Source organism: Stenotrophomonas sp. PD6, assembly GCF_049199305.1.
GTDB lineage: Bacteria > Pseudomonadota > Gammaproteobacteria > Xanthomonadales > Xanthomonadaceae > Stenotrophomonas.
Genome location: NZ_JBLZQD010000005.1, coordinates 92621 through 114782 on the forward strand (window position 1 = coordinate 92621; position 22162 = coordinate 114782).

General features: G+C 67.6%; 26 protein-coding genes. 13 read left to right on the forward strand and 13 right to left on the reverse strand.

Going from position 1 to position 22162, the window contains the following annotated elements; translation table 11 throughout:
- Window positions 1–105 precede the first annotated feature (105 nt).
- Window positions 106–357, reverse strand: coding sequence for a DUF3297 family protein (locus ACOZHM_RS09835; protein ID WP_421569068.1), 252 nt, complete (start codon window positions 355–357; stop codon window positions 106–108).
- A 136-nt stretch (window positions 358–493) separates the two neighbouring features.
- Here ACOZHM_RS09835 and ACOZHM_RS09840 point away from each other — a divergent pair, with 136 nt between their 5' ends.
- Complete coding sequence (locus ACOZHM_RS09840) at window positions 494–1036, forward strand: DUF6630 family protein (protein ID WP_421569069.1); 543 nt, start codon at window positions 494–496, stop codon at window positions 1034–1036.
- A gap of 126 nt (window positions 1037–1162) precedes the next feature.
- Here the strand turns inward: ACOZHM_RS09840 and ACOZHM_RS09845 are convergent, their stop codons facing one another.
- The 5 genes from ACOZHM_RS09845 to msrB form a co-directional block, all read right to left on the reverse strand.
- The gene (locus ACOZHM_RS09845) at window positions 1163–1438 is read right to left on the reverse strand and encodes a DUF4031 domain-containing protein (protein ID WP_421569070.1); all 276 of its coding nucleotides are present in this window, start codon (window positions 1436–1438) and stop codon (window positions 1163–1165) included.
- 14 nt (window positions 1439–1452) lie between these two features.
- Window positions 1453–1962 (reverse strand): hypothetical protein, encoded by a 510-nt coding sequence (locus tag ACOZHM_RS09850; RefSeq protein ID WP_421569071.1) that lies wholly within the window; start codon window positions 1960–1962, stop codon window positions 1453–1455.
- A gap of 55 nt (window positions 1963–2017) precedes the next feature.
- The gene (motB, locus tag ACOZHM_RS09855; RefSeq protein WP_421569072.1) at window positions 2018–3010 is read right to left on the reverse strand and encodes a flagellar motor protein MotB; all 993 of its coding nucleotides are present in this window, start codon (window positions 3008–3010) and stop codon (window positions 2018–2020) included.
- Window positions 3011–3019: 9 nt separating this feature from the next.
- Entirely contained in the window at window positions 3020–3874 is an 855-nt protein-coding gene (motA, locus tag ACOZHM_RS09860) for a flagellar motor stator protein MotA (protein ID WP_421569073.1), read from the reverse strand.
- 134 nt (window positions 3875–4008) lie between these two features.
- Window positions 4009–4476 (reverse strand): peptide-methionine (R)-S-oxide reductase MsrB, encoded by a 468-nt coding sequence (gene msrB, locus ACOZHM_RS09865; protein ID WP_421569074.1) that lies wholly within the window; start codon window positions 4474–4476, stop codon window positions 4009–4011.
- 129 nt (window positions 4477–4605) lie between these two features.
- Between msrB and ACOZHM_RS09870 the strand changes: the two genes are divergently transcribed.
- Together ACOZHM_RS09870 and ACOZHM_RS09875 are read left to right on the forward strand one after the other, a co-directional pair.
- Window positions 4606–4989 (forward strand): classical arabinogalactan protein 4, encoded by a 384-nt coding sequence (locus ACOZHM_RS09870; RefSeq protein ID WP_421569075.1) that lies wholly within the window; start codon window positions 4606–4608, stop codon window positions 4987–4989.
- 144 nt (window positions 4990–5133) lie between these two features.
- Complete coding sequence (locus ACOZHM_RS09875) at window positions 5134–5298, forward strand: hypothetical protein (RefSeq protein WP_421569076.1); 165 nt, start codon at window positions 5134–5136, stop codon at window positions 5296–5298.
- A gap of 64 nt (window positions 5299–5362) precedes the next feature.
- Here ACOZHM_RS09875 and ACOZHM_RS09880 read toward each other — a convergent pair whose 3' ends face one another.
- On the reverse strand, window positions 5363–5842 hold the full coding sequence (locus ACOZHM_RS09880) for an Lrp/AsnC ligand binding domain-containing protein (protein ID WP_421569077.1): 480 nt from the start codon (window positions 5840–5842) through the stop codon (window positions 5363–5365).
- A gap of 149 nt (window positions 5843–5991) precedes the next feature.
- Here ACOZHM_RS09880 and ACOZHM_RS09885 point away from each other — a divergent pair, with 149 nt between their 5' ends.
- Both ACOZHM_RS09885 and alr read left to right on the forward strand, forming a co-directional pair.
- Window positions 5992–7305, forward strand: coding sequence for a D-amino acid dehydrogenase (locus tag ACOZHM_RS09885; protein WP_421569078.1), 1314 nt, complete (start codon window positions 5992–5994; stop codon window positions 7303–7305).
- Window positions 7284–8360, forward strand: coding sequence for an alanine racemase (gene alr / locus ACOZHM_RS09890; protein ID WP_421569079.1), 1077 nt, complete (start codon window positions 7284–7286; stop codon window positions 8358–8360). The genes ACOZHM_RS09885 and alr overlap by 22 nt, the downstream gene beginning before the upstream one ends.
- Here alr and ACOZHM_RS09895 read toward each other — a convergent pair.
- A complete protein-coding gene (locus ACOZHM_RS09895) occupies window positions 8347–8907 on the reverse strand; it encodes a DUF3016 domain-containing protein (protein WP_421569080.1) in 561 nt (186 codons plus the stop codon). The genes alr and ACOZHM_RS09895 overlap by 14 nt on opposite strands.
- Window positions 8908–9129: 222 nt before the next feature.
- On the opposite strand from ACOZHM_RS09895, the gene ACOZHM_RS09900 reads away from it, so the two are divergent.
- Both ACOZHM_RS09900 and ACOZHM_RS09905 read left to right on the forward strand, forming a co-directional pair.
- Window positions 9130–11142 (forward strand): ATP-binding protein, encoded by a 2013-nt coding sequence (locus ACOZHM_RS09900; protein ID WP_421569201.1) that lies wholly within the window; start codon window positions 9130–9132, stop codon window positions 11140–11142.
- Between the two features lie 172 nt (window positions 11143–11314).
- Window positions 11315–11620 carry a DUF3247 family protein gene (locus ACOZHM_RS09905; RefSeq protein WP_421569081.1) on the forward strand — a complete coding sequence of 102 codons (306 nt, stop codon included), beginning with the start codon at window positions 11315–11317 and terminating at the stop codon, window positions 11618–11620.
- A gap of 52 nt (window positions 11621–11672) precedes the next feature.
- On the opposite strand, the gene ACOZHM_RS09910 is transcribed toward ACOZHM_RS09905, so the two are convergent.
- On the reverse strand, window positions 11673–11936 hold the full coding sequence (locus tag ACOZHM_RS09910) for a hypothetical protein (protein ID WP_421569082.1): 264 nt from the start codon (window positions 11934–11936) through the stop codon (window positions 11673–11675).
- Window positions 11937–12089: 153 nt separating this feature from the next.
- Here ACOZHM_RS09910 and ACOZHM_RS09915 point away from each other — a divergent pair, with 153 nt between their 5' ends.
- From ACOZHM_RS09915 to ACOZHM_RS09925, 3 genes are read left to right on the forward strand one after another with little or no spacing between them, the layout of a single operon-like run.
- Window positions 12090–13208 (forward strand): class I SAM-dependent methyltransferase, encoded by a 1119-nt coding sequence (locus ACOZHM_RS09915; protein WP_421569083.1) that lies wholly within the window; start codon window positions 12090–12092, stop codon window positions 13206–13208.
- Window positions 13205–13924, forward strand: a complete 720-nt coding sequence (locus ACOZHM_RS09920) for a pseudouridine synthase (RefSeq protein WP_421569084.1) — start codon at window positions 13205–13207, stop codon at window positions 13922–13924. Before ACOZHM_RS09915 ends, ACOZHM_RS09920 begins: the two co-directional genes overlap by 4 nt.
- A complete protein-coding gene (locus ACOZHM_RS09925; RefSeq protein ID WP_421569085.1) occupies window positions 13921–14604 on the forward strand; it encodes an HAD family hydrolase in 684 nt (227 codons plus the stop codon). The genes ACOZHM_RS09920 and ACOZHM_RS09925 overlap by 4 nt, the downstream gene beginning before the upstream one ends.
- A gap of 91 nt (window positions 14605–14695) precedes the next feature.
- Here the strand turns inward: ACOZHM_RS09925 and fabB are convergent, their stop codons facing one another.
- Together fabB and fabA are read right to left on the reverse strand one after the other, a co-directional pair.
- Window positions 14696–15904 carry a beta-ketoacyl-ACP synthase I gene (gene fabB / locus ACOZHM_RS09930; protein ID WP_421569086.1) on the reverse strand — a complete coding sequence of 403 codons (1209 nt, stop codon included), beginning with the start codon at window positions 15902–15904 and terminating at the stop codon, window positions 14696–14698.
- Complete coding sequence (fabA, locus tag ACOZHM_RS09935) at window positions 15904–16419, reverse strand: 3-hydroxyacyl-[acyl-carrier-protein] dehydratase FabA (protein WP_421569087.1); 516 nt, start codon at window positions 16417–16419, stop codon at window positions 15904–15906. Before fabA ends, fabB begins: the two co-directional genes overlap by 1 nt.
- A 242-nt stretch (window positions 16420–16661) precedes the next feature.
- Between fabA and dinB the strand changes: the two genes are divergently transcribed.
- Window positions 16662–17741, forward strand: coding sequence for a DNA polymerase IV (dinB, locus tag ACOZHM_RS09940; RefSeq protein ID WP_421569088.1), 1080 nt, complete (start codon window positions 16662–16664; stop codon window positions 17739–17741).
- Window positions 17742–17805: 64 nt separating this feature from the next.
- Here the strand turns inward: dinB and ACOZHM_RS09945 are convergent, their stop codons facing one another.
- A complete protein-coding gene (locus ACOZHM_RS09945; RefSeq protein WP_421569089.1) occupies window positions 17806–18444 on the reverse strand; it encodes an NAD(P)-dependent oxidoreductase in 639 nt (212 codons plus the stop codon).
- A gap of 97 nt (window positions 18445–18541) precedes the next feature.
- Between ACOZHM_RS09945 and ACOZHM_RS09950 the strand changes: the two genes are divergently transcribed.
- A complete protein-coding gene (locus tag ACOZHM_RS09950; RefSeq protein ID WP_421569090.1) occupies window positions 18542–19444 on the forward strand; it encodes a LysR family transcriptional regulator in 903 nt (300 codons plus the stop codon).
- An 82-nt stretch (window positions 19445–19526) separates the two neighbouring features.
- Entirely contained in the window at window positions 19527–20183 is a 657-nt protein-coding gene (gph, locus tag ACOZHM_RS09955) for a phosphoglycolate phosphatase (RefSeq protein ID WP_421569091.1), read from the forward strand.
- A gap of 44 nt (window positions 20184–20227) precedes the next feature.
- Here gph and btuB read toward each other — a convergent pair whose 3' ends face one another.
- Complete coding sequence (gene btuB, locus ACOZHM_RS09960; protein ID WP_421569092.1) at window positions 20228–22069, reverse strand: TonB-dependent vitamin B12 receptor; 1842 nt, start codon at window positions 22067–22069, stop codon at window positions 20228–20230.
- Window positions 22070–22162 lie beyond the last annotated feature (93 nt).

The following is a 22162-nucleotide window of genomic DNA, read 5'->3' on the forward strand; positions in this document are numbered from 1 at the left end:
AACCGCGCAACCCTTTTTCCGTTTCCCCCCCCCCTTGGGGGGGGGGGGGGGGCTTTTATCAATTCCCCCCCCCCCTGGGGGGGCCTCTACGCCCTCGGCCCGAAATCAGGCCTCGGGCTTCTGATCCAGGTAATACGCCACCACGGTGCCCTTGACCTTGATGGTCATCGGGTTGCCGCGGCGGTCGCGGGCCTTGCCGGCCTGCACGCGGACCCAGCCTTCGCTGACCGAGTATTCCTCGACGTTGTCGCGCTCGACATCGTTGAAACGGATGCCCACGCCGCGCTCCAGCGCAGCGGCATCGTGGAAGGGGCTGGCCGGGTTGATCGCCAGGTGATCGGGAGGAGTATCGCTCATGGGTGCCGGATGCTGACGGCCACCACGGCCGTCTTCAGGCGCACAGGATAAACCGTAGCGGTGCCGTGGCCGAATTTCGCTTCCTGCCAACGCCCGCGCACGGCAGAATGCCTGCCTGTCTCCAGGAATACCGGCCATGCCCGACAACAGCGATTATTTCGACTTCGAGGAAGACGAGCGCGACTTCGACGAAGACGATTTCGAGGCACGGATCTGGAACCTGTTCGTGCTGATCAACCCCGGCGACGAAGAGCTGGGGCTGCAGCAGTTCAATCGCTGGCGCGAGGCGCTGCTGGAGAATGGCGAGGAGATCGACGAAGAGGCCGACTGGCTGCCGCCGTTGATGGCCGCCATTGCCTGGCAGTCCGGGTTCGAGGTGGACCGTGGCGATACCGATGCGCTGGTGTCGGCCGTGAACGAGCTGGCCGCGCGCTGGAACCTGCAGCTGGACTGGGGTGGCGACCTGGACGATGAGGACTTCGCCGCCGCCGTGGATGCGCCCCGGTTGATGGGCACCGCCTACGACCGCCTGCGCGAGAACAACTACTCGCTGTGGAGCGTGGACACCGGCAACGGTGGCCTGGCCGGCTGGATGGCGCTGCAGCGCGACGACGACGCCATGCTGGCGCTGTGCTCGCTGCTGGGCGTGGAAGTGCGGCCGGGGTCGGACCCGTTTTGATCCGTCATGAACGACTGACACGCGGTTCCGCTGGGGTCTAAACGCCGGTTGGATGTTCGGCGCTGCAATGCATCGGTTCCGGATGTTTGTGCCGCGCTGCGCGCGGTGTCCGGCCAACGGCCGGGGCTACCCGTCGAACTGCGTTCTCGCGTTGGCGATGACCGCCTTCACCAGGGCCCGGTCGGTATGCCTGGAAATCGCCGTCGCGCCCAGCGCGATGGCCTGCAGGCGCAGCGGGGCGGGCACGTCGTAGTGGGCGCCGCTGCGGCGGTTCTGGAACGCCCGCCGGGGAATGCCGAGCTGCGCCGCCATGGCGTGCAGCTCGGGCAGGGTGTCGGCCATCAGATGCGCCCAGCGCTCGCCGCGCCAGGGGTGTACCGCATCGTCGATATAGACCGTCACCGGGTGGCCGTGGCTCAGGCCTGCGGCTTGTCGTCGCTGGCGGCCGGGGCGGCGTCGCCCTCTGCGGCAGCGGCGTCGTCGGCAACCGCGGCGTCTTCGGCGGTGCTGTCGGCGTCGTCGGCGTCGTCGCCTTCCTCACCTTCCACGCCTTCGAACTCGGAAACCAGCTTGGTCAGGTAGTCGTCGGCGGTGGTGCCTTCGTCGGCGGCCAGGTCGTCGATCAGCTGCTGCAGCTGGGTCGAGTATTCCAGGGTGACCTTGCGGCCTTCCTTTTCCTGCACGTTGGAGAGGTGCTTGAGCATGGCCAGCATCGGCACCGGGTTGTCGGCGTTGCCCATGGTCTGGCCGCCGATGGCCAGCAGCCATTCGTTGCCCTGCAGGCCGATCGCGGCGACCACCTGGCCTTCTTCGTTGGTCAGCACGGCATGGTTCTGCACCGACTGCTGGGCGTTGAGGCGGTTGATCGGGCGCTTGGGCTGGAGCTTCTTGCGCTTGTCGCGCTTGGCCTTGGACTGCTTGGACATGGGGTGTGGTCTTTCTGGATAACGGAAAGACCCATTGTAAAGGGCGGCGACCGCCTCAGGGCGAGGCGGCGGCGGGCGCGGCGGCCGGCGCCAGCACGGGCACCGGTACGGCCGGGGCGGCCTGGGTGGCGTGGATGTCCGGGTCCTGGACGGCGGGCGACAGTGCCACCTGCTGCCCCGAACCGGCCAGTGCGGCGGCCTCGGCGGCCTTGGTCATCACCACGATGCTGATGCGGCGGTTGATCGGGTTGTCCGGCTGGGTCTTGTCGAACAGCACCGAGGAGGACAGGCCGACCACGCGGGTGACCTTCTCATCGCTCATGCCGCCATCGAGCAGCGCGCGTCGGGCGGCATTGGCGCGGTCGGCGCTGAGCTCCCAGTTGCTGTAGCCGTGGGTGGCGTTGTAGGCGGTGGTGTCGGTATGGCCGGTGATGCTGATCCGGTTGGGCACGTGGTTGATGAACTGCGACAGCTCGCGCAGGATCTCGCGCGTGTACGGCTTGAGCGCCGCGCTGCCCATGTCGAACATCGGCCGGTTCTGCTTGTCCACGATCTGGATGCGCAGGCCTTCCGGGGTCAGGTCCAGCAGCAGCTGGTCCTTGAACGGCTCCAGCGCCTGGCTCTTGCTGATCGCCTCTTCCAGCTCCTGCTTGAGCACTTCCAGCTGCTTCTTCTCGCGCTCACGCTCGTCTTCCTGCGGCACCGGGCGCTCGGCCTGCTGATTCTGGAAGGGGTCGTTGCTGTTGCCGCGCGACACATCGGTGGCGCCGCCCAGCTTGATCATCGAGGTGCTGGCGCCGCCCGGGCCGGCCATGCCGGGGGCCGGGGTCGAGCTCTGCCCGGACAACGGGCTGGGGTTGCGGAAGTACTCGGAAATGGCCGCGCGTTCGGGCTTGGTGGTGGCCGCCATCAGCCACAGCACCAGGAAGAACGCCATCATGGCGGTCACGAAGTCGGCGTAGGCCACTTTCCACGCACCGCCATGATGGGCGGCGTGGCCGCCCTTCTTGACCCGGCGGACGATGACGGTGGGTTTGTTCTCGGCCATGGCGGTGCCTTACTTGACCGTCTTCAGGTGCGCTTCGAATTCGCTGAAACCCGGACGGACGTGCGACGGCAGGGTCTTGCGCGCGAATTCCAGGGCGATCTTCGGGTTGTAGCCGCGCAGGCAGGCCAGCAGGGCGGTCTTCACCGACTCATAGATGCGGCTGTCCTGTTCGGCACGCGCTTCCACGGCGGCGGCCAGCGGACTGACGAAGCCATAGGCCATCAGGATGCCCAAGAAGGTGCCGACCAGGGCGCCGGCGACGTGTGCGCCCACTTCCTCGATGGCGCCGCCGATCGAGCCCATGGTGATCACGATGCCCAGCACCGCGGCCACGATGCCGAAGCCGGGCAGGCCGTCGGAGACCTTGTTGAGTGCGGCCGAGGGCTGCATGGCCTCGGCGTGGTGCTTTTCCAGCTCCATTTCCAGCAGCGGCTCCAGCTCGTGCGGCTCGATGTTGCTGCCGATCATCAGGCGCAGGCAGTCGGTCATGAAGTCGACCAGGTGGTGGTCGGCCTGGACCTTGGGGTAGTTGGCGAAGATGGCGCTCTCGGCCGGGCGTTCGACATGGTCTTCCAGCGCCATGAAGCCTTCGCGGCGGGCCTTGTTGAGCAGTTCGTAGAGCAGGCTCAGGACATCGATGTAGTCCTGCTGCTTGTAGCGCGGGCCCTTGAACACGCCCACGCTGGCCTGCAGGGTCTGCTTGACGGTCTTGATCGGGGTGCCGACCAGGAACGCACCCAGCGCCGCGCCACCGATGATGACCAGCTCGTAGGGCTGCCACAGGGCGCCCAGCTTGCCGTGCGCGCCGACATAGCCGCCGAGCACGCTGAGGATGACGATGACGAAGCCAACAATGATGAGCATGGGGCCGACGCGGTGGAGGGGGATATCTCCATGTCGGCCCCGCGCGTACATTCTGAAGGGGGCGTTGGTCGGACGTCACAGTTTTGGCCGGCGCGTTGTACCCACCAACGGTGGGTACGCCGTTGCCGCGGCGCTCAGTCCGCCGGCTGGGCCTCGGCCCCGCCGCGCTGCAGCGGATCCGGATAGGCCTGGCCATTCGGGGTGAACGACAGCGACACCGAATTGAGGCAATGGCGCTCGAAGGTGGGCGGCGGGCCATCCGGGAACACATGGCCGAGATGGCTGTCACAGCGGGCGCAAACGATTTCAGTTCTCACCATGCCATGACTGACATCACGGATTTCGTGGACATGGGCCGCGTCGAAGGGCGCGAAGAAGCTCGGCCAGCCGGTGCCGGAGTCGAACTTGGTGTTGGAGCGGAACAGCGGCAGGCCGCACAGCCGGCAGCCGTAAACGCCGTCCTGCTTGTTGTCCAGGAACACCCCGCAGAACGGGGCCTCGGTGCCGTGGTGCAGCAGCACCCGCTGTTCGTCGGCGCTGAGCCCGGCGATCAGCGCCTGGCGCTGGGCGTCGCTGGGCGGGGAGAGGTCGAAGGCGGTCATGGGCAGTCCTCGTAGGGGTAGCGGAGAAATGGGGGCGGCCGGCGATGGGGGCAAGCGGCAGAGGCGTTCATGGTGCTGACACGCGTGCTGGCGCAGGGTGAATGCCTGTCCCGTCGTGAGCCTGCCGCCATGAACCGCCTTCCCTGGCTTGGCCTGTCGCTGCTGGTGCTGCTGCCGTTGGGCGCGGCCGCGCAGATTGCAGCGCCACGCAATCCCACCGATACCCGCCCGGTAAGCAGCCCGGTGGCCAGCCCTGCGCCGACGCCAACGCCCGTACCCACGCCGGCGCAGACCACGCAGCAGCTGCGCACCCACCCGATCCAGAGCCAGGGGCCGGCGCAGGTGGTGCCGCCCACGCCGCCGGCCACCACCGCGCCGCTGAAGGTCTACGACCGCAACGGCCGGATCGTGCCGGGCATGCAGCAGGCCGGTCCGAACCGCGTGCTCGACACGCGCACCGGCCGCTACTACGACGCCGTGCCGAGCGGCGATGGGCAGCGCATCAAACCCTGATGCATGAACGTTTCACAACCAACGCCCGCAGTCATGAGTGTCAACGCCACAACTCACTTCTATTTCGCCTGCGATTAACCGGATTCGGGAGACGCTGTACGTGCGCCGCAACACCGCGCATCCCCAAGCTAAGAAGGTGTAGTCATGTCTAATCAGCAAAAGGGCAATCCCGGCAAGATGCCGCAGGAACAGCAGGGCCAGCAGAACCAGAAGCCAGGCCAGCAGAACCAGCAGCAATGGGATCAGCAGAACCAGAAGGGTGGCAAACAGCAGGACCAGCGCCACCAGGACCAGAAACAGCAGCGTTGATGCGGCTGGTCGGCAGCTACACGGGCGGTGCGCGCAAGCGCGCCGCCTTTTGCGTTTGGGCGCCTTAATCCGGAATGGGCAGCGTCAAGGTTTCCTTGACCTCTTCCATCACGATGTAGCTCTTGGATTCGCGCACATGCGGCAACGTCAGCAGCGTGCTGCCGAGCAGCTTGCGGTACGAGGCCATCTCACTGATGCGCGCCTTCAGCAGGTAGTCGAAATCGCCCGACACCAGATGGCATTCCAATACGTTGGGCAGCTTCAGTGCGGCGCGGCGGAACTCCTCGAAGATGTCGCCGGACTTGTAGGCCAGGCTGATTTCGACGAACACCAGCAGGCTGGCCTTGAGGTAGTGCGGGTCCAGCCGGGCGTAGTAGCCGGTGATCGCGCCATCGCGTTCCAGCCGGCGCACGCGTTCGGTGCACGGGGTGGTGGACAGGCCCACGCGCTCGCCCAGTTCGGTGAAGGAGATGCGCCCTTCGTCCTGCAGGATGCGCAGGATCTTGCGGTCGATCTTGTCCAGCTCGCGGGCTTTCACGGCCATTCGCGTCAACCTGTCGGGGATGTTGCCGGGACAATACCCTGCCTTTGGTTCAAAAAACAGGAAAAACGATTGGTTTGAGCCGCATATACTTCCTCAATTATGGTCCCGGCACGCTCCAGTGCAGGGAATGATCGGGTCGGAGAGGTGAGATGCGCGTTCTAGTCCTTGGCAGTGGGGTGATCGGTACGACCAGTGCCTGGTACCTGCGGCAGGCCGGGTTTGAAGTCACGGTGGTGGACCGCCAGCCCGGTCCGGCGCTGGAAACCAGCTTCGCCAACGCGGGCCAGCTCTCGTTCGGCTACACCTCGCCGTGGGCCGCCCCGGGCGTGCCGCTGAAGGCGGTGAAGTGGCTGTTCTCCGAACACGCCCCGCTGGCGATCCGCCCGGGCCTGGACTGGCACCAGTACCGGTGGCTCGCGCAGATGCTGCGCAACTGCACCCATGAGCGCTATGCGATCAACAAGGCGCGCATGGTGCGCATGTCCGAGTACAGCCGCGACTGCCTGAACGAGCTGCGCGCGGAGACCGGGATCGAATTCGAAGGCCGCGACCTGGGCACCACCCAGCTGTTCCGCACCCAGCAGCAGCTGGACGCCTCCGCGCAGGACATCGAGGTGCTGGCCCAGTACGGCGTGCCGTACGAGGTGCTGGACCGCGCCGGCATCATCGCCCACGAACCGGCGCTGGCCGGCGTGGCCGACACCCTGGTGGGCGCGCTGCGCCTGCCGCGTGACCAGACCGGCGACTGTCAGCTGTTCACCCGCCGCCTGGCGCAGATGGCGATCGATGCCGGGGTCGAGTTCCGCTTCGACCAGGACATCGCCGGCCTGGAAACCGACGGCGACCGCATCACCGGCGTGCGTATCGACGGCAAGCTGGAAACCGCCGACCGCTACGTGGTCGCGCTGGGTAGCTATTCGCCGTCGCTGGTGGCGCCGCTGGGCATGCAGCTGCCGGTGTACCCGCTCAAGGGCTATTCGCTGACGCTGCCGATCACCAACCCGGCGATGGCACCGACCTCGACCATCCTGGACGAGAGCTACAAGGTGGCCGTGACCCGCTTCGACGACCGCATCCGCGTGGGCGGCATGGCCGAAGTAGGCGGGTTCGACCTGTCGCTGTCGCCGCGCCGCCGCGCCACCCTGGAAAAGGTGGTGCGCGACCTCTACCCCGAAGGCGGTGATCTCTCGCGCGCCGAGTTCTGGACCGGGCTGCGCCCGGCCACCCCGGACGGCACGCCGGTGGTGGGTGCCACTCCGTACCGCAACCTGTTCCTCAACACCGGCCACGGCACGCTGGGCTGGACCATGGCCTGCGGCTCGGGCCGCTACCTGGCCGACCTGATGAACGCGCGCCAGCCGCAGATCAGCACCGAAGGCCTGGATATCTTCCGTTACGGCGGCCACCACGCCGCCTCCGTCCAACACAGTGAACCTGCCCCATGCGTCCAGCCCGCGCGTTGATCGACCTGGACGCGTTACGCTCCAATTTCCGCCTGGCCCGTGAACTCGGTGGCGGCCGCAAGACCCTGGCCGCCGTAAAGGCCGATGCCTACGGCCACGGCGCAGTGGTTTGCGCGCGTGCGCTGGAGGGCGAGGCCGACGCGTTCGGCGTGGCCTGCATCGAAGAAGCGCTGGAACTGCGCCAGGCCGGCATCACCACGCCGATCCTGCTGCTGGAAGGCTTCTTCGACGCCGCCGAACTGCCGCTGATCGTGCAGCACAATCTGTGGTTCGCCGTGGCCGCCCCTTGGCAGGTAGACGCCGTGGAGGCCTTCCAGACCGAGGCCACGCTGCAGATATGGCTGAAGCTGGACAGCGGCATGCACCGGCTGGGCCTGTCGCCGGCCGAGTTCCGCGCCGCGCATGCGCGCCTGTCCGCGCTGCCGCAGGTGGCGCCGTTGGTGTTGATGAGCCACATGGCCCGTGCCGACGAGCTGGACAGCCCGCGTACCCGCGAGCAGGCCGCCACCTTTGCCAGCGCCATCGAGGGGCTGGCCGGCGAAACCAGCCTGTGCAATTCGCCCGCCCTGCTGGGCTGGCCGGACGTGCGCAGCGACTGGGTGCGCCCGGGCCTGATGCTGTACGGGGCCAACCCGCTGCAGGCGCATAACGCCTTCACCGAGCGCCTGCGCCCGGTGATGACGATGCAGTCGAAGATCTTCGCCACCCGCGAGATCGCCGCCGGCGAACCGGTAGGCTACGGCGCCCGCTTTGTCGCCGAACGTCCCACCCGGGTAGGCGTGGTGGCGCTGGGGTATGCCGACGGCTACCCGCAGTTCGCCCCGAACGGCACCCCGGTGCAGATCGATGGCCAACCCGGCCATCTGATCGGCCGGGTCTCGATGGACATGCTCACCGTGGACCTCACCGACCTGCCGCAGGCCGGCGTGGGCAGCACCGTGACGCTGTGGGGCGATGCGCCCCGCCTGGACGTGCTGGCCCCGCTGTGCAACGTCAGTGCCTACCAGCTGCCCTGCGCGGTGAAGCGGGTGGCGCGTGAGGTCAGCGGGCAGTAGACGGCAGCAGGCGGCGCAGCCAGTCGTCCAGCATCCGCTTCTCATACCGGAGCGGATCGCTGTCGCTGCGCAGGCCGATGTTGCCCAGGTAGTTCATGTCGATCAGCTTCTGCTCGCCCTCATTGATCACGCCGCCGCTGGCATCGCGCAGCACGAAGGTGAGGGTGATCCGCGGCGGATAGACGTCGCGCATGATCCGGATGTTGTTAGTGCGCGGGCCATGCTGTGGCTCGAAGTCGCCCGCGCGCTTGATGTCGGTGATCTGCACCTCCAGGGTCTGGCCCGGGGCCAGGCGCTTGGCCGCGCTGCTGCGCAGATACGACGCCAGCTCGTAGACCCAGTTGCCGCTTTGAGCCTCAAATCGGTTGGAGCTGCTGCGGATTTCGGTGAACTGGGCCGGATCGGTCCAGGTCACCTGCACCGGGCTCTCACCGGTGAGCGCGCGTGGCGCATCTGGGGCAGTGACCGTTCGCGGGGCTGCCGACGCACAGCCGACAAGCAGCATCAGACAGCCAAGAGCACCAGCCAGCAAGGGTTTGCGGTTCATGGCATTGCCTCGATCGGGGTTGTGGAAAGAAGACGATTTGGAGTGTGATCCTGATCACGCGGCAGAACAATTGCCGAAAACGATAGGCATGAATCGGGTTGGGGAGGAATTCACCTACACATTCAGCCCGCCGGATCCTGAAAGGAGTGCTTGACGCTACGAATACGCGCTCTGGAAGATGCTGTGTCCCTCCGCTCCGCCAGTTGCCCCCACTTGACGCCCTTGCCCAGCCTGCCCGCCTCAACCCTGGATCGCGCCGCCGCGTTTACGGCCCCGGCGCCTGACCCTGTCCTTCACCGCAGCGTGCTGGAAGGGCTCAGCGCGGGCTTCTGCATCATCGAGGTCATCCTCGAGGACGGGGTGGGTGTCGACTACCGCTTCCTGGAAGTCAACGAGGCCTTCGAGCGCAACACCGGTCTGCATGACGCCTCCGGGCGCCTGATGAGCGAGCTGCAGCCTGCGCACGAAGACGAGTGGTACCGCATCTACGGGCAGATCGCCTCGACCGGTCGCCCGCAGCGCTTCGAGCTGGAGGCGCGGGCGCTGAGCCGCTGGTATGCGGTGGAAGCGATGCGCGTGGGCGAGGCGGGCGAACGCCGGGTGGCGGTGCTGTTCTTCGACATCACCAACCGCAAGCAGATCGAAGTGGAGCTGGCCGAGAGCGAGGCGCGCTTCAGTGCCTTGGCCGACGGCCTGCCGATGCCGGTGTGGGTGCTGGACGAACGCGGCCACGCCCGCTTCGTCAACAGCGCCTTTACCGAATTCTATGGCGGCGACGAGCAGCGCGTTCCCGATGATGTGTGGCGCGGGCTGGTACATCCCGATGATGCCTCTGTGTTCGATTACGAGCTGCAGGAAGCCATGAAGGCGCAGCGTTCCATGCGCACGCTGGTGCGCGGCCTGCGTGCCGACGGCGAATGGCGCTGGCTGGAAATGAACGCCCGCCCGCGTTTCTCGCGCGTGGGCCGCTTCATCGGCCTGGCCGGCAGCAGCACCGACGTGACCGAACGCCGCGAAATTGAAATGGCGCGCGAGGAGCTGCTGCAGTCCGAGCGTGCCGCGCGCAGCGCCGCCGAGAACATGGCGCGGCTGAAGGACGAGTTCCTGGCCACGTTGTCGCACGAGCTGCGCACCCCGCTGACCACCATTCTGGGCTGGAGCGAACTGCTGCTGCAGCGCGTGGACGCGACCAGCCCGCTGTACAAGGGCCTGGGCGTGATCGCCAGCAGCGCCATGGCGCAGAAGCGGCTCATCTCGGACATGCTGGACCTGAGCAGCATGCTGCTGGGCAAGGTGCAGCTGGAAGTGGAAGTGCTGGACCTGCGCGCCCAGTTGACCGAGGCCATGCGCGCCCAGGAACTGGTGGCCGAGGGCAAGGCGCTGGATGTCAGCTTGGTCATGCCCGATGTCCCGGCGCTGGTGCTGGGCGATGCCACCCGGTTGCAGCAGGTGCTGTGGAACCTGTTGTCCAATGCGATCAAGTTCACCCCGGCGGCCGGCACGATTTCGGTCACGCTGGATACCGACGGCAACCACTGGTCGGTGACCGTGGCCGATTCGGGCGATGGCATCGCACCGGAATTCCTGCGTCACCTGTTCAGCCGCTTCCGCCAGGCCGACGGCACCACCACCCGCCGCCATGGCGGGTTGGGCCTGGGGCTGGCCATCGTGCAGCAGCTGGTGGAGCTGCATGGCGGCCAGGTCACCGCCAACAGCGAGGGCCAGGGGCGTGGCGCGGCATTCACCGTGCGCCTGCCGGCCTACCAGCCGCAGGCCGATGGGCGCCCGCTGCGCGAAGTGTTCAGCGGCCCGATCAGCGAACAGGTGATCGAGGCGTACCCGTTGAAGGGCCTGCGCCTGATGGCGGTGGAAGACCAGCCCGAAGTGCTGGAGTACCTGCGCCGGCTGCTGGAAGAGCAGGGCGCGCAGGTGACGGCCGCGGCCTCGGCCGGCGAAGCGCTGGAACTGCTGGACCAGGGCGGCCATGAAGGGGTGGACGTGCTGCTGACCGACATCGGCATGCCCGGCATGGATGGTTATGGCCTGGTGCGCACCCTGCGCGAAGACATTGGCGTGGATGAGAATCTGCTGCCGGCCGTCGCGGTTACCGCGCTGGCACGCGCGGACGATCGCAAGCGTGCGCTGGCGTCCGGGTTTCAGGAGCACGTGGCCAAGCCCTATTCGGTTGCGCAGCTGGTTTCGGCGGTCCGCAGCGTTCTTGCCGCGCGCCGCTGACGATTGCCACGCATGGCGTGGCACTACGCCATGCATCCCGTTGCCACGCATGGCGTGGCACTACGCCATGCACCCCGTTGCCACGCATGGCGTGGCACTACGCCATGCATCCGCAACGTCCGTAGAGCCACGCCATGCGTGGCTGCGTATCCCCACCGGCAAAGGAAACCCAATGTCCCGCTACGCCCCCACCATCCACACCGATCCGGCCGATATCGCGGCCCTCGAAGCGCTGCTTCCGCAGCTCAAAGGCCAGACCCAGGTCGAGATCACCCTGGACGACGGCAGCCGCCTGCTCGGCACCGTGGCCGTGCAGCCAACCGTGCAGCAGTATCGCGATGCGGACGAGAACGAAGGCAGCAACGGCCAGCTGCGGCTGGACGACCTGGATACACCCGCGCAGCAGCATGTGCTGTGGCTGGACCGGATCCGTGCGGTGCGTTCGCTGCCGCCGATAGAGCCAACAACCGCCGGCTAGCGCCGGGGCGTGTGCCGACAGGTACCGACCGGCGGCCGGTACCTGGGCTGCCTCAATGCTTGAACGTCTCCGGCGTGGCCTCGAAGCGGCGCGCATAGGCCCGCTCATCGGCTACCCGGGCCACTTCCTCGTCCACCATGCCGGGCGCGCCGTAGACCGCATAGGCCACGGTGCCATCGTCCTGCTTGCCTACCTGGTGCAGCCGGTAGCGCGAGTGACCGCCGCCGGTATCTTCGGGATAGTGCACCGGCGGTTGAGTTCCCTCGATGTCCATTTCGCTGTTGTCGACCACGCCACCGACGAACAATGCGCGCATGAGCTACCTCCGTTCCGAATGAGCCTTCACCCTGACCCACCGCATGTTGCGGTCGCATCAAGACCGCGTTGAATAAACGCAAATCGGGGGCAGAACGGGTGCGATCAGCCGAAACGGTAGAATGGCCGCCTCTTTTCAAGATGTGCCCCCCGCATGGCTGCCCAGCACGACGCCCCCCTGGAAACCCTGTTCCTGCCCTTCGCCGGTGCGCTGTCCTGGCCTGCCGGGCCGGTGCTGTTCCTGCGCGCCCGCGACGGCTGGCCGCTGCGCGAGTACGCGCAGCCGGCCCAGCTGGTCTGCGAACAGAGCTTCCGGCCCTTCGCCGACGCCCTGGAAGCCAGCGGCTGGACCGTGCGCGACGAGCAGCAGCTGGCCGACGCCGACACCCGCTACGCGGTGGTGCTGGTGCTGCCGCCGCGCCAGCGTGAAGAGGCCCGGGCGCTGTTCGCCCGGGCCCTGGCTCTGACCGCCCCGGGCGGCATCGTGGTGGCCTGCCAGCACAACAACGAAGGCGCCCGCTCCGGCGAAGGCGACCTGCAGCAGCTGGCCGGGCTGGGCGGCAAGATGACCAAGAACCACTGCCGCGTGTACTGGACCGCGCCGCTGGACGGCCAGCACGACGCGGCGCTGGCCCCGCGCTGGGCCACGCTGGATGCGCCGCGGCCGATCCTGGGCGGGCGCTTCCAGAGCCGCCCCGGCATCTTCGCCTGGGACCGCATCGACCCGGCCTCCGCGCTGCTGGTCGAACAGCTGCCGGCCGACCTGGCCGGGCGCGGTGCCGATCTGGGCGCCGGTTTCGGCTATCTCTCGGCCGAAGTGCTGGCGCGCTGCCCGGGCGTGACCGGTCTGGATCTGTATGAGGCCGAAGGCCGCGCGCTGGCGCTGGCGCGGGTCAACCTGGCCGCGCTGGGCAAGCCGGCCACGCTGGCCTACCACTGGCAGGACGTCACCGCCGGGATCGAGGCGCAGTACGACTTCATCGTCACCAATCCGCCGTTCCATACCCCGTCGCGCGCCGACCGCCCCGACATCGGCCAGCGCTTCATCGCCGTGGCCGCGCAGGCGCTGCGCCCGGGGGGGCGGATGTGGCTGGTGGCCAACCGCCACCTGCCGTACGAGCAGATCCTCAACGAGAGCTTCGGGCAGGTGCGCGTGGCCGCAGAGCGCGACGGCTTCAAGCTGATCGAGGCCACCAAGGCCAGCAAGAGCGCCACGCCGGCCCGGCCGCCGCGCAGCACCGAGCCCAAGTGGGGCCGCGGGGGTCGCCCGTGAAGCTGGTCAAGCTGCTCGCAAACCTGGGCTATGGCAGCCGCAAGCAGGTGCAGGGGATGTTCCGCGAGGGCCTGGTCACCGACGCCGAGGGCGAGGTGCTGTACGCCGACGACCTGGTCGCGCACGAAGCGATCCGGGTCGAGGGCGAGCCGCTGGACCCGCCGCAGGGGCTGACCCTGATGCTGCACAAGCCGCGCGACTACACCTGTTCGACCAAGGACAAGGGGCGGTTGATCTACGACCTGCTGCCGCCGCGCTTCCGCGAGCGTTCGCCGGTGCTGTCGTCGGTGGGCCGGCTCGACCGCGATACCAGCGGCCTGCTGCTGATGACCGACGACGGTGCGCTGCTGCACCGGATCGTGTCGCCGAAATCGCGCCTGGACAAGGCCTACCAGGTGACCCTGGCCGAAGACCTGCGCGGTGATGAGGCCGCGCGGTTTGCCAGCGGCGGGCTGATGCTGGAATCCGACGACAAGCCGTTGCTGCCGGCCGAGTTGCACGTGCATTCGCCGCGACAGGCCGAGCTGGTGCTGCACGAGGGCCGTTACCACCAGGCCCGGCGCATGTTCGCCGCCGTGGGCAACCACGTGCAGGCGCTGCACCGCAGCCGCATCGGCGGGCTGTCGCTGGGCGACCTGCCGGAAGGCGAGTGGCGCATGCTCGATGCGGCAGACCTGGAGACGCTGTTCACCGGGCACCTCACCGACGCGTCATGACCGCCATCGCCGCACTGCCGTTCCTGCCCGAGGCGGTCATCTTCGACATGGATGGCCTGATGATCGACAGCGAGCGCGTCTCGCTGGCGTGCTGGTCGCAGGAGGCGCAGGAGCTGGCGCTGCCGTTCACCGACGAGTTCTGGCTGGGCATGGTGGGGCTGGGCGACCGCGACTGCGAGCAGCGGCTGCTGCAGCACATCGATGCCGATGCGGTGGCCGCATTGTTCGCGCGCTGCCACGATCTGTACGAGGCGCGCACGCAGCAGGGCCTGCCGCTGCGCCCGGGCATCGTGGAGATCCTGCAGCTGCTGCAGGCGCACGGCATCCCGCGCGCGGTGGCGACGTCCACGCGGCAGCCGCGCGCCTCGCGCAAGCTGGCGGCGAGCGGGCTGCTGGGGTACTTCGACCACGTGGTGACCAGCAGTGATGTCGCCCATCCCAAACCGGCGCCGGACATCTACCTGCTGGCCGCGCAGAAGCTGGGCAAGGCGCCTTCGCGCTGCCTGGCGCTGGAAGATTCCCCGGCGGGCATCCGCGCGGCGGTCGGCGCGGGCATGACCGCGATCCAGGTCCCGGACCTGGTACACCCCGACGACGCGCTACGCGCGCTGGGTCATAGAATCGTGGATTCGCTGCAGGACGCGCAAGCGCTGCTGGTGCCGTTGTTGCGCAGGGCATGAGTGATGGAGCCGACTGGGTCGGCAACCACAGTCGGCATCAACGAAAAAACCCGGCACGTGGCCGGGTTTTTCATGTCAACGCCGCGCGGAATCACACCCGCCCGAACACCAGCGCCGCGTTGGTACCGCCAAAGCCGAAGCTGTTGGACATCACGGTATTCAACTGCACATCCTGGCTTTCGCGCACGATCGGGAAGCCCTCCACCGCCGGATCCAGTTCGCCGATGTTGGCCGAGCCGGCGATGAAACCGTCGCGCATCATCAGCAGGCAGTAAATCGCTTCATGCACGCTCGCCGCACCCAGCGAGTGGCCCGACAGCGCCTTGGTCGAAGACAGCGGCGGAATGGATTCGCCGAACACTTCGCGCACGGCCTTCAGCTCGGTCACGTCGCCCAGCGGGGTGGAGGTGCCGTGCGTGTTGAGGTAGTCGATCGGCCCGCTGACATTCTGCATGGCCATGTTCATGCAGCGCACCGCGCCTTCACCGGACGGGGCCACCATGTCGGCGCCGTCGGAGGTGACGCCGTAGCCGACCAGCTCGGCGTAGATGCGCGCACCGCGCGCCACGGCATGGTCGTAGTCTTCCAGCACCAGCATGCCGCCGCCACCGGCGATGACGAAGCCGTCGCGGTCCTTGTCGTACGGGCGCGATGCAGTGGCCGGGGTCTCGTTGAAGCGGGTGGACAGCGCGCCCATCGCATCGAACATGACGCTCATCGACCAGTGCAGGTCTTCACCGCCACCGGCGAACATCACGTCCTGCGCACCGTGGCGGATCAGGTCCGCGGCGGCGCCGATGCAGTGTGCCGAGGTGGCGCAGGCGGCCGACAGCGAATAGCTCAGGCCCTTGATCTGGAACGCGGTGGCCAGGCAGGCCGACACGGTGGAGCACATCGTGCGCGGCACCATGTACGGGCCCACCTTACGCACGCCACGCGCACGCAGGATGTCGGCCGATTCCACCTGCCACTGGCTGGAACCGCCGCCGGAGCCGGCGATCAGGCCGGTACGCGGGTTGGCGACCTGCGCTTCGTCCAGGCCGGCGTCGGCGATGGCGTCGCGCATGGCGATGTAGGCGTAGGCAGAGGCATCGCTCATGAAGCGCTTGAGCTTGCGGTCGATCTGCGCGTCCAGGTCCAGTTCGACGTTGCCGCCGACGTGGCTGCGCAGGCCGGCTTCGGCATGATCGGGCAGGGCACGGATGCCGGCGCGGCCTTCACGCAGTGCGGCGGACACGGTGTCCAGATCGTTGCCGAGGCACGAGGTGATGCCCATTCCAGTAATGACGACGCGACGCATCAGAAGTTCTCGGTGGAAGTGAACAGACCTACGCGGAGGTCTTTGGCGGTATAGATTTCGCGGCCATCCACCAGCATGCGTGCGTCGGCCTGGGCCATGACGAGCTTGCGGTTGATGACGCGGGTGATGTCGATTTCGTAGCTGACGCGCTGGGCGCTGGGCAGGACCTGGCCGGTGAATTTCACTTCACCGCAGCCGAGCGCGCGGCCGCGGCCGGGTGCACCCAGCCAGGTGAGGTAGAAGCCGGTGAGCTGCCACATGGCGTCCAGTCCCAGGCAGCCGGGCATGACCGGGTCGCCGATGAAGTGGCAGCCGAAGAACCACAGGTCGGGGCGGATATCCAGTTCCGCGCGCACGTAGCCTTTGCCGTGAGGACCGCCTTCATCGCGGATGTCGGTGATGCGATCGAACATCAGCATCGGATCATTGGGCAGGCGACCGCTGCCCGGCCCGAACAGTTCGCCACGGGCGCTGGCCAGCAGCTGTTCGCGCGAGAACGCGTTGAGACGAGTCATGGAAAACGCAATCCTGAAGAGGGTGACATCGGGGGACGCCGGCCGTGGGTCGGCGAATTGTTGCGGTTGAAAGTGCCCAAGAGTGCAGAGTATTTGGCATTCAATCAAACGTTTTAACCGTACGCTGGCGTAGTGTTTTCAGGTTGAAAAACGCATGTCGTTGTTATGAAAAGACCATACTCAAGCGTGTGGCTGTAATCTTGTTCATGTCTCCCCGCCGCTTCACGCCTTGAGCCACCGCCGTGTCCGCACAACGCAAGATCATCCACGTCGACATGGACGCGTTCTACGCGTCGGTGGAGCAGCGCGACAATCCGTCGCTGCGCGGCAAGCCGGTGGTGGTTGCCTGGAAGGGGGCGCGTTCGGTGGTTTGCGCGGCATCGTACGAGGCGCGGGTGTTCGGCATCCGCTCGGCGATGCCGGCGCTGCGCGCGGAGCGCCTGTGCCCGGACGCGGTGTTCGTGCCGCCGGATTTCGTGCGCTACAAGGCGGTGTCACGCCAGGTGCGCGAAATTTTCCTGCGCCACACGGACCTGGTGGAGCCGTTGTCGCTGGACGAGGCGTACCTGGACGTGACGGTGCACAAGGGCGGGATGACGGTGGCGACGGAGATTGCGGCGGTGATCCGCGCGCAGATCCGTGAGGAGACGCAGCTGACGGCGTCGGCGGGCATTGCGCCGAACAAGTTCCTGGCGAAGATCGCGTCGGACTGGCGCAAGCCGGACGGGCAGTTCGTGGTACCGCCGCATCGAATCGAGCAGTTCCTGACGCCGCTGCCGGTGAAGCGGGTGCCGGGGGTGGGCAAGGTGATGGAGGCGAAGCTGGCCGAGCTGGGCATTGCGACGGTAGGCGATCTGCGCGCGCTGCCGCTGGAGGCGCTGGAAACGCGGTTCGGCAGTTTCGGTGCGAGCCTGTACCGGCGCGCGCGCGGGATCGATGAGCGGCCGGTGGAGCCGGATCAACCGGTGCAGTCGATTTCGTCGGAAGACACGTTCGCGGAGGATCTTCCGCTGGACGCGCTGGAGCCGGCGATCGTGGAGCTGGCGGCGAAGACGTGGCACGCGACGCGCAAGACGGACCGGGTCGGGCACACGGTGGTGTTGAAGTTGAAGACGTCGCAGTTCCGCATCATTACGCGCAGTTTCACGCCGGAATCGCCGCCGGAAACACAGGAAGAGCTGCGCGATATCGCGCTGGCGCTGCGTGCGCGCGTGGAGCTGCCGTCTGAAACGCGCTATCGGCTGGTGGGCGTTGGATTGGGCGGATTCCGCGAGCGCGAACAGGTGAGCCAGATGGGGCTGTTTGACGCTTCCGAAGGGTAGAGCCACGCGATGCGTGGCTGTTCTCCGTTCCGGCATCCTGCAGCCACGCACGGCGTGGCTCTACTCAATACGCCACGGTCGCAATCGTCCGCACGTACTGCGGCTTCTCGATCTCGCTCACGAACGCATCGGCGTAATCGGCGTAACTGATCCGGCTGTGGCCATCGGCGCCCACCAGGAACTGCTTGGCCTGGGTGCGGAAACCGCCCTTCTGCGGGCCCGGGCCGATTTCGGCCGCCGGGGAATAGAAGGTCCAGTCGAGGTCGTCCACGTTCTGCAGCAGGTTGAACGCCTGGCGCGCGGCGAGGGCGACGGGCTTGTACGCGTCGGGGAAACCTTCGGTGTCCACGAGCTGCACGCCGGGGGCGACTTCCAGGGTGCCGGCGCCGCCCACCATGAGGAAGCGCGGTACGCCGGCCTGGCGCGCGGCCTTGATCAGTTCGGCGGTGACGGTGGTGACGGTGGCCGGGTCGTCGCCCGGGCGCGGGCCGAAGGCACTGGCCAGGACGTCGTGGCCGGCGATGACGGCGGCCAGGGCGTCGGTGTCGCCCAGGGCGGCAATGGCCAGCTCGGCGCCGTCCAGTTCGGCCGGCAGGCCAGTATCGCGGCGGACGATGGCGGTGACCTGATGGCCACGGGCCAGGGCCTGGCGGGTGATTTCACGGCCGATGTTGCCGGTGGCACCGACGAGGGCGATCTTCATGGGGCGGGTTCCGTTGAGGGAGGAAGGCCAGCTTATGCGCCTGAAAGCGAACGAAAAACCGCGTATAACGGGCTAATTTGTTGCATGGAACGATCAAATGGATCGGCTGACGGCGATGAATGTGTTTGTGGAGGTGGCCGAGCGCGGCAGTCTCACTGCGGCGGCGGAGGCGCTGGATATGTCGCGGGCGATGGTGACGCGCTATCTGGCCGAGGCGGAGCGCTGGCTGGGCGCGCGGCTGCTGCACCGGACGACGCGCAGGATCAGTCTGACCGGGCCCGGCGAAGCCGCGCTGCTGCGCTTCCGGCAAATGCTGGCGATCGGTGATGAGCTGCAGGGCGAGCTGGCCAGCGACAACCCGGAGCCGCATGGCTTGCTGCGGGTGACGGCCAGTGTGTCGTTCGGGCAGCTGCACCTGGCCGCTGCGGTGGCCGAGTTCGTGCGTCGGCATCCGCTGACGCGGGTGGAGCTGCTGCTGGTGGACCGGGTGGTGAACCTGGTGGAAGAGCGGGTGGATGTGGCGGTGCGGATTTCGCGCGCGATCGACCCGAGCCTGATCGCGCGCTGGCTGGCGCCGTGCCGTTCGGTGCTGTGCGCGGCGCCTTCGTACCTGGCCGAGCGTGGCACGCCCACGAGTGCGGATGCGTTGGCGGGACACAACTGCCTGACCCACCACTATGTGGGTAAGAGCGTGTGGCAGCTGCAGCGGCATGGCCGCGCGATCTCGGTGGCGGTGGGGGGCAATATCAGCGCCAATGAGGCGTCGTTGTTGCTGGAAGCGGTGCGTGCGGGGGCGGGCATCGCGATGCTGCCCAGGTACCAGATCGCGCCGCTGCTGCGCTCGGGCGAGCTGGTGGAGGTGCTGCACGAGTACCAGGTGGAGGAGATGGGCATCCACGCGGTGTACGCCTCGCGGCGGCAGCTGCCGGCGCTGATGCGCAGCTTTCTGGATTTTCTGGTGGAGCGGTTTGCGGCGCCGGAGTTTGTGGCGCGGATTTGATGCGGGCCGATGCCGGCATTGCGCGAAGCCACGCATGGCGTGGCTCTACAATGTACTGCCCCCCGTTTGAAGCGAGCTTCCCTTGGCCTACCCCTATCCGCTGGTGATCTTCGACCTGGACGGTACGCTGGTCGACAGCGCCGGCGATATCGCCGAAGCGCTCAACCGCACGCTGGAAGACTGGCAGCTACCGCGCGTGCCCGAAGCCACGGTGCTGACCTGGATCGGTGATGGCGTGCGCCGGCTGGTGGAGCAGGCGTTCACCGCCGCACACAGCGACATCGACCTGGACCGGGTGATGCCCGGCTTCATGCGCCACTACGAGGAATGCCTGCTGCGCAGCCCGCGTCTGTTCGATGGGGTGGTGCCTGCATTGCAGGCGCTGCGCGAGCGCGACGTGGTGATGGCCATCTGCACCAACAAACCCTCCGCGCTGGTGGCGCCCCTGCTGGCACACCTGGGTGTGCAGGACTTCTTCGCGCTGGTGCTGGGCGGCGATTCGTTGCCCGAGCGCAAGCCCAGCGGCGTGCCGCTGCGGCACATCGCCGAGGCGTTCAAGGTTGCGCCGGCGGCGGCGTTGATGGTGGGTGATTCGATCACCGATTACCGCGCCGCGGTGGATGCGGGCATGCCGGTGGCGCTGGTGCGCTACGGGTACCCGCGTGGGTTGGATCTGGATACGGTGGACGCGGTGGCGGTGGTTGATGACCTGCGGGAGCTGATCGCACCCATCCGTTAGCGCCGGCCGTTGGCCGGCACCTCACGATGCCGGCCAACACACGCTTATTTCGGCTGGTAACGCACGCTCAGGCGGTACTCGCGGCCCGGCTGGTTGTACCAGGCCACCGTTTCGTAGTCGCGGTCGAACACGTTGCTCACCCGGCCCAGCAGCGACCAGTCGCGGCTGAGCGCGTATTCCAGGCGCAGGTCCAGCGTGCCGTAACCGGCCAGGCGGACGGTGTTGTCGGCGTTGTCGTAGCGCTTGCCGGCACCGAACGCGGTGACGCCGGCACGGAAATCGCCGAAGCGGCGGTCGATGTCCAGGCGCGCGGTGTCCTGCGCACGGCGCGCCAGCCAGTTGTCGAACTGCGCACTGCCATCGGTACGGTTGCGCGGATCGGTGTGGCTGAGCTGGGCACTGAGGTCGAAGCCGGCCACGGCGAGCGAACCGGTCAGTTCCGCGCCGCGGATACGTGCCTTCTCCACCTGCGTCATCATGAAGGTGGTGGCGTCGTAGGTGATCAGGTCGTCGATGCGGGTCTCGAACACGTCCAGGCCCCAGCGCCAGCCGTCGCCCTGCTGGGCGATGCCCACGTTCGCGCTCTTGGATTTCTCCGGGTCCAGGCCCGGCACGCCACTCCACGGGTCGTACAGGTCGCTGAAGGTCGGTGCCTTGAACGCGGTGCCGTAGCTCGCGTTGAGGCGGAAGCCGCCGCCCAGCTCCATGCCCCAGCCGAGGCTGCCGGTGGTGTGGTTGCCGAACTGCTCGTTGTCGTCGTTGCGTACGCTGGCCTGCAGGTGGTGCGCGCCGAAGCGGCCCTGGTACTGCACGAACACGCCGGTGTTGTCACGGCTGTCGACCAGGTAACCGGCACTGCTGCCGTCCAGGTTGTCCTGGCTCCAGTCGACGCCGGCGCTGAGCAGCTGGCCGTCGGCGATGCCCACATCGGCCTGCACCGAGGCGCTGTCGCGGTGGGTCTGCGCCGCGCCCAGCCAGGTGCTGTCGTTGTAGTTGTCGGACTCGTTGTCGGCACGGCCGACGTTCACCGTGAGGTTGAAGCGTTCGCTGGGCGTGTAGCGCAGCTTGCCGCCCAGCACCTGCTGCAGCGTTTCCGAGTAGTTGTAGTAACCGTCGTAGTGGTTCTCGCCTTCGGCGCGCAGCGCGGTGCCTTCCACGCTCAGCGTGTCGGTCAGGGTGTAGCCGCCGCGCAGGCTCATCGACAGGTTGCGGTAGCCATCGCGGTCGGGCTCGTCGGCGCCGCAGCCGGCGAAGGTGACCGGGTCACCGTTGCAGGCATTGATGCCGTCGGTGTGCTGGTAGGCGATGTCGGTGCCGAACCAGCCGCGTGCGCCGGTACCGCCGAAGCCGCCGCTCGCCTCACGCAGGCCGTTGCTGCCGCCACCCAGCTGCAGGTGCGGCGCGAAGTCGCCCGCGTTGCGGCGGGTGAAGATCTGGATGACGCCGCCGATGGCATCGGCACCGTACAGGCTGGACTGCGGGCCGCGCACGATCTCGATGCGCTCGATCTGCGCCAGCGGCAGGTCCTGGATCATCGCCAGGCCCAGATCGCCCGTGTTGATGCGCACGCCGTCCACCAGCACCAGCGTGTGGGCCGAATTGGTGCCGCGCAGGAACAGCGAGCTCTGCTTGCCCAGCCCGCCGCTGTTGTTGAGGTTGATGCCCGCGCGGCCGCGCAGCAGGTCCTGCAGCGACGGCGCCTGGCTGCGCTCGATCTCGGCACGGTCGATCACCTGTGCGGGCGAAATGCTGTCCTGCAGGGCGATCGGGGTGCGGGTGGCGGTGACCAGGACCTGGTCGAGCGCGGTCGCGTCGTCCTGTGCGGCGGCCACCAGCGGCAATGCCGACAGCACGGCCAGGGAAAGAATGCGGATCTGCAGCTTCATCGTTGACTCCAAACACCGCGCACGCCCGCGCGGCTGGGGTAGGGGCGGCGGTCAACGGGAGCAGGGGACGGTGGGCGGGCGCAGACACGGCGC

Bases quoted from the DNA above. Each gene is read 5' to 3' on its own strand.
- ACOZHM_RS09835 (WP_421569068.1), bottom strand. From the start codon at position 357: ATGAGCGATACTCCTCCCGATCACCTGGCGATCAACCCGGCCAGCCCC.
- ACOZHM_RS09840 (WP_421569069.1), top strand. From the start codon at position 494: ATGCCCGACAACAGCGATTATTTCGACTTCGAGGAAGACGAGCGCGAC.
- ACOZHM_RS09850 (WP_421569071.1), bottom strand. From the start codon at position 1,962: ATGTCCAAGCAGTCCAAGGCCAAGCGCGACAAGCGCAAGAAGCTCCAG.
- motB (WP_421569072.1), bottom strand. From the start codon at position 3,010: ATGGCCGAGAACAAACCCACCGTCATCGTCCGCCGGGTCAAGAAGGGC.
- motA (WP_421569073.1), bottom strand. From the start codon at position 3,874: ATGCTCATCATTGTTGGCTTCGTCATCGTCATCCTCAGCGTGCTCGGC.
- msrB (WP_421569074.1), bottom strand. From the start codon at position 4,476: ATGACCGCCTTCGACCTCTCCCCGCCCAGCGACGCCCAGCGCCAGGCG.
- ACOZHM_RS09870 (WP_421569075.1), top strand. From the start codon at position 4,606: ATGAACCGCCTTCCCTGGCTTGGCCTGTCGCTGCTGGTGCTGCTGCCG.
- ACOZHM_RS09875 (WP_421569076.1), top strand. From the start codon at position 5,134: ATGTCTAATCAGCAAAAGGGCAATCCCGGCAAGATGCCGCAGGAACAG.
- ACOZHM_RS09880 (WP_421569077.1), bottom strand. From the start codon at position 5,842: ATGGCCGTGAAAGCCCGCGAGCTGGACAAGATCGACCGCAAGATCCTG.
- ACOZHM_RS09885 (WP_421569078.1), top strand. From the start codon at position 5,992: ATGCGCGTTCTAGTCCTTGGCAGTGGGGTGATCGGTACGACCAGTGCC.
- alr (WP_421569079.1), top strand. From the start codon at position 7,284: ATGCGTCCAGCCCGCGCGTTGATCGACCTGGACGCGTTACGCTCCAAT.
- ACOZHM_RS09895 (WP_421569080.1), bottom strand. From the start codon at position 8,907: ATGAACCGCAAACCCTTGCTGGCTGGTGCTCTTGGCTGTCTGATGCTG.
- ACOZHM_RS09905 (WP_421569081.1), top strand. From the start codon at position 11,315: ATGTCCCGCTACGCCCCCACCATCCACACCGATCCGGCCGATATCGCG.
- ACOZHM_RS09910 (WP_421569082.1), bottom strand. From the start codon at position 11,936: ATGCGCGCATTGTTCGTCGGTGGCGTGGTCGACAACAGCGAAATGGAC.
- ACOZHM_RS09915 (WP_421569083.1), top strand. From the start codon at position 12,090: ATGGCTGCCCAGCACGACGCCCCCCTGGAAACCCTGTTCCTGCCCTTC.
- ACOZHM_RS09925 (WP_421569085.1), top strand. From the start codon at position 13,921: ATGACCGCCATCGCCGCACTGCCGTTCCTGCCCGAGGCGGTCATCTTC.
- fabB (WP_421569086.1), bottom strand. From the start codon at position 15,904: ATGCGTCGCGTCGTCATTACTGGAATGGGCATCACCTCGTGCCTCGGC.
- fabA (WP_421569087.1), bottom strand. From the start codon at position 16,419: ATGACTCGTCTCAACGCGTTCTCGCGCGAACAGCTGCTGGCCAGCGCC.
- ACOZHM_RS09945 (WP_421569089.1), bottom strand. From the start codon at position 18,444: ATGAAGATCGCCCTCGTCGGTGCCACCGGCAACATCGGCCGTGAAATC.
- ACOZHM_RS09950 (WP_421569090.1), top strand. From the start codon at position 18,542: ATGGATCGGCTGACGGCGATGAATGTGTTTGTGGAGGTGGCCGAGCGC.
- btuB (WP_421569092.1), bottom strand. From the start codon at position 22,069: ATGAAGCTGCAGATCCGCATTCTTTCCCTGGCCGTGCTGTCGGCATTG.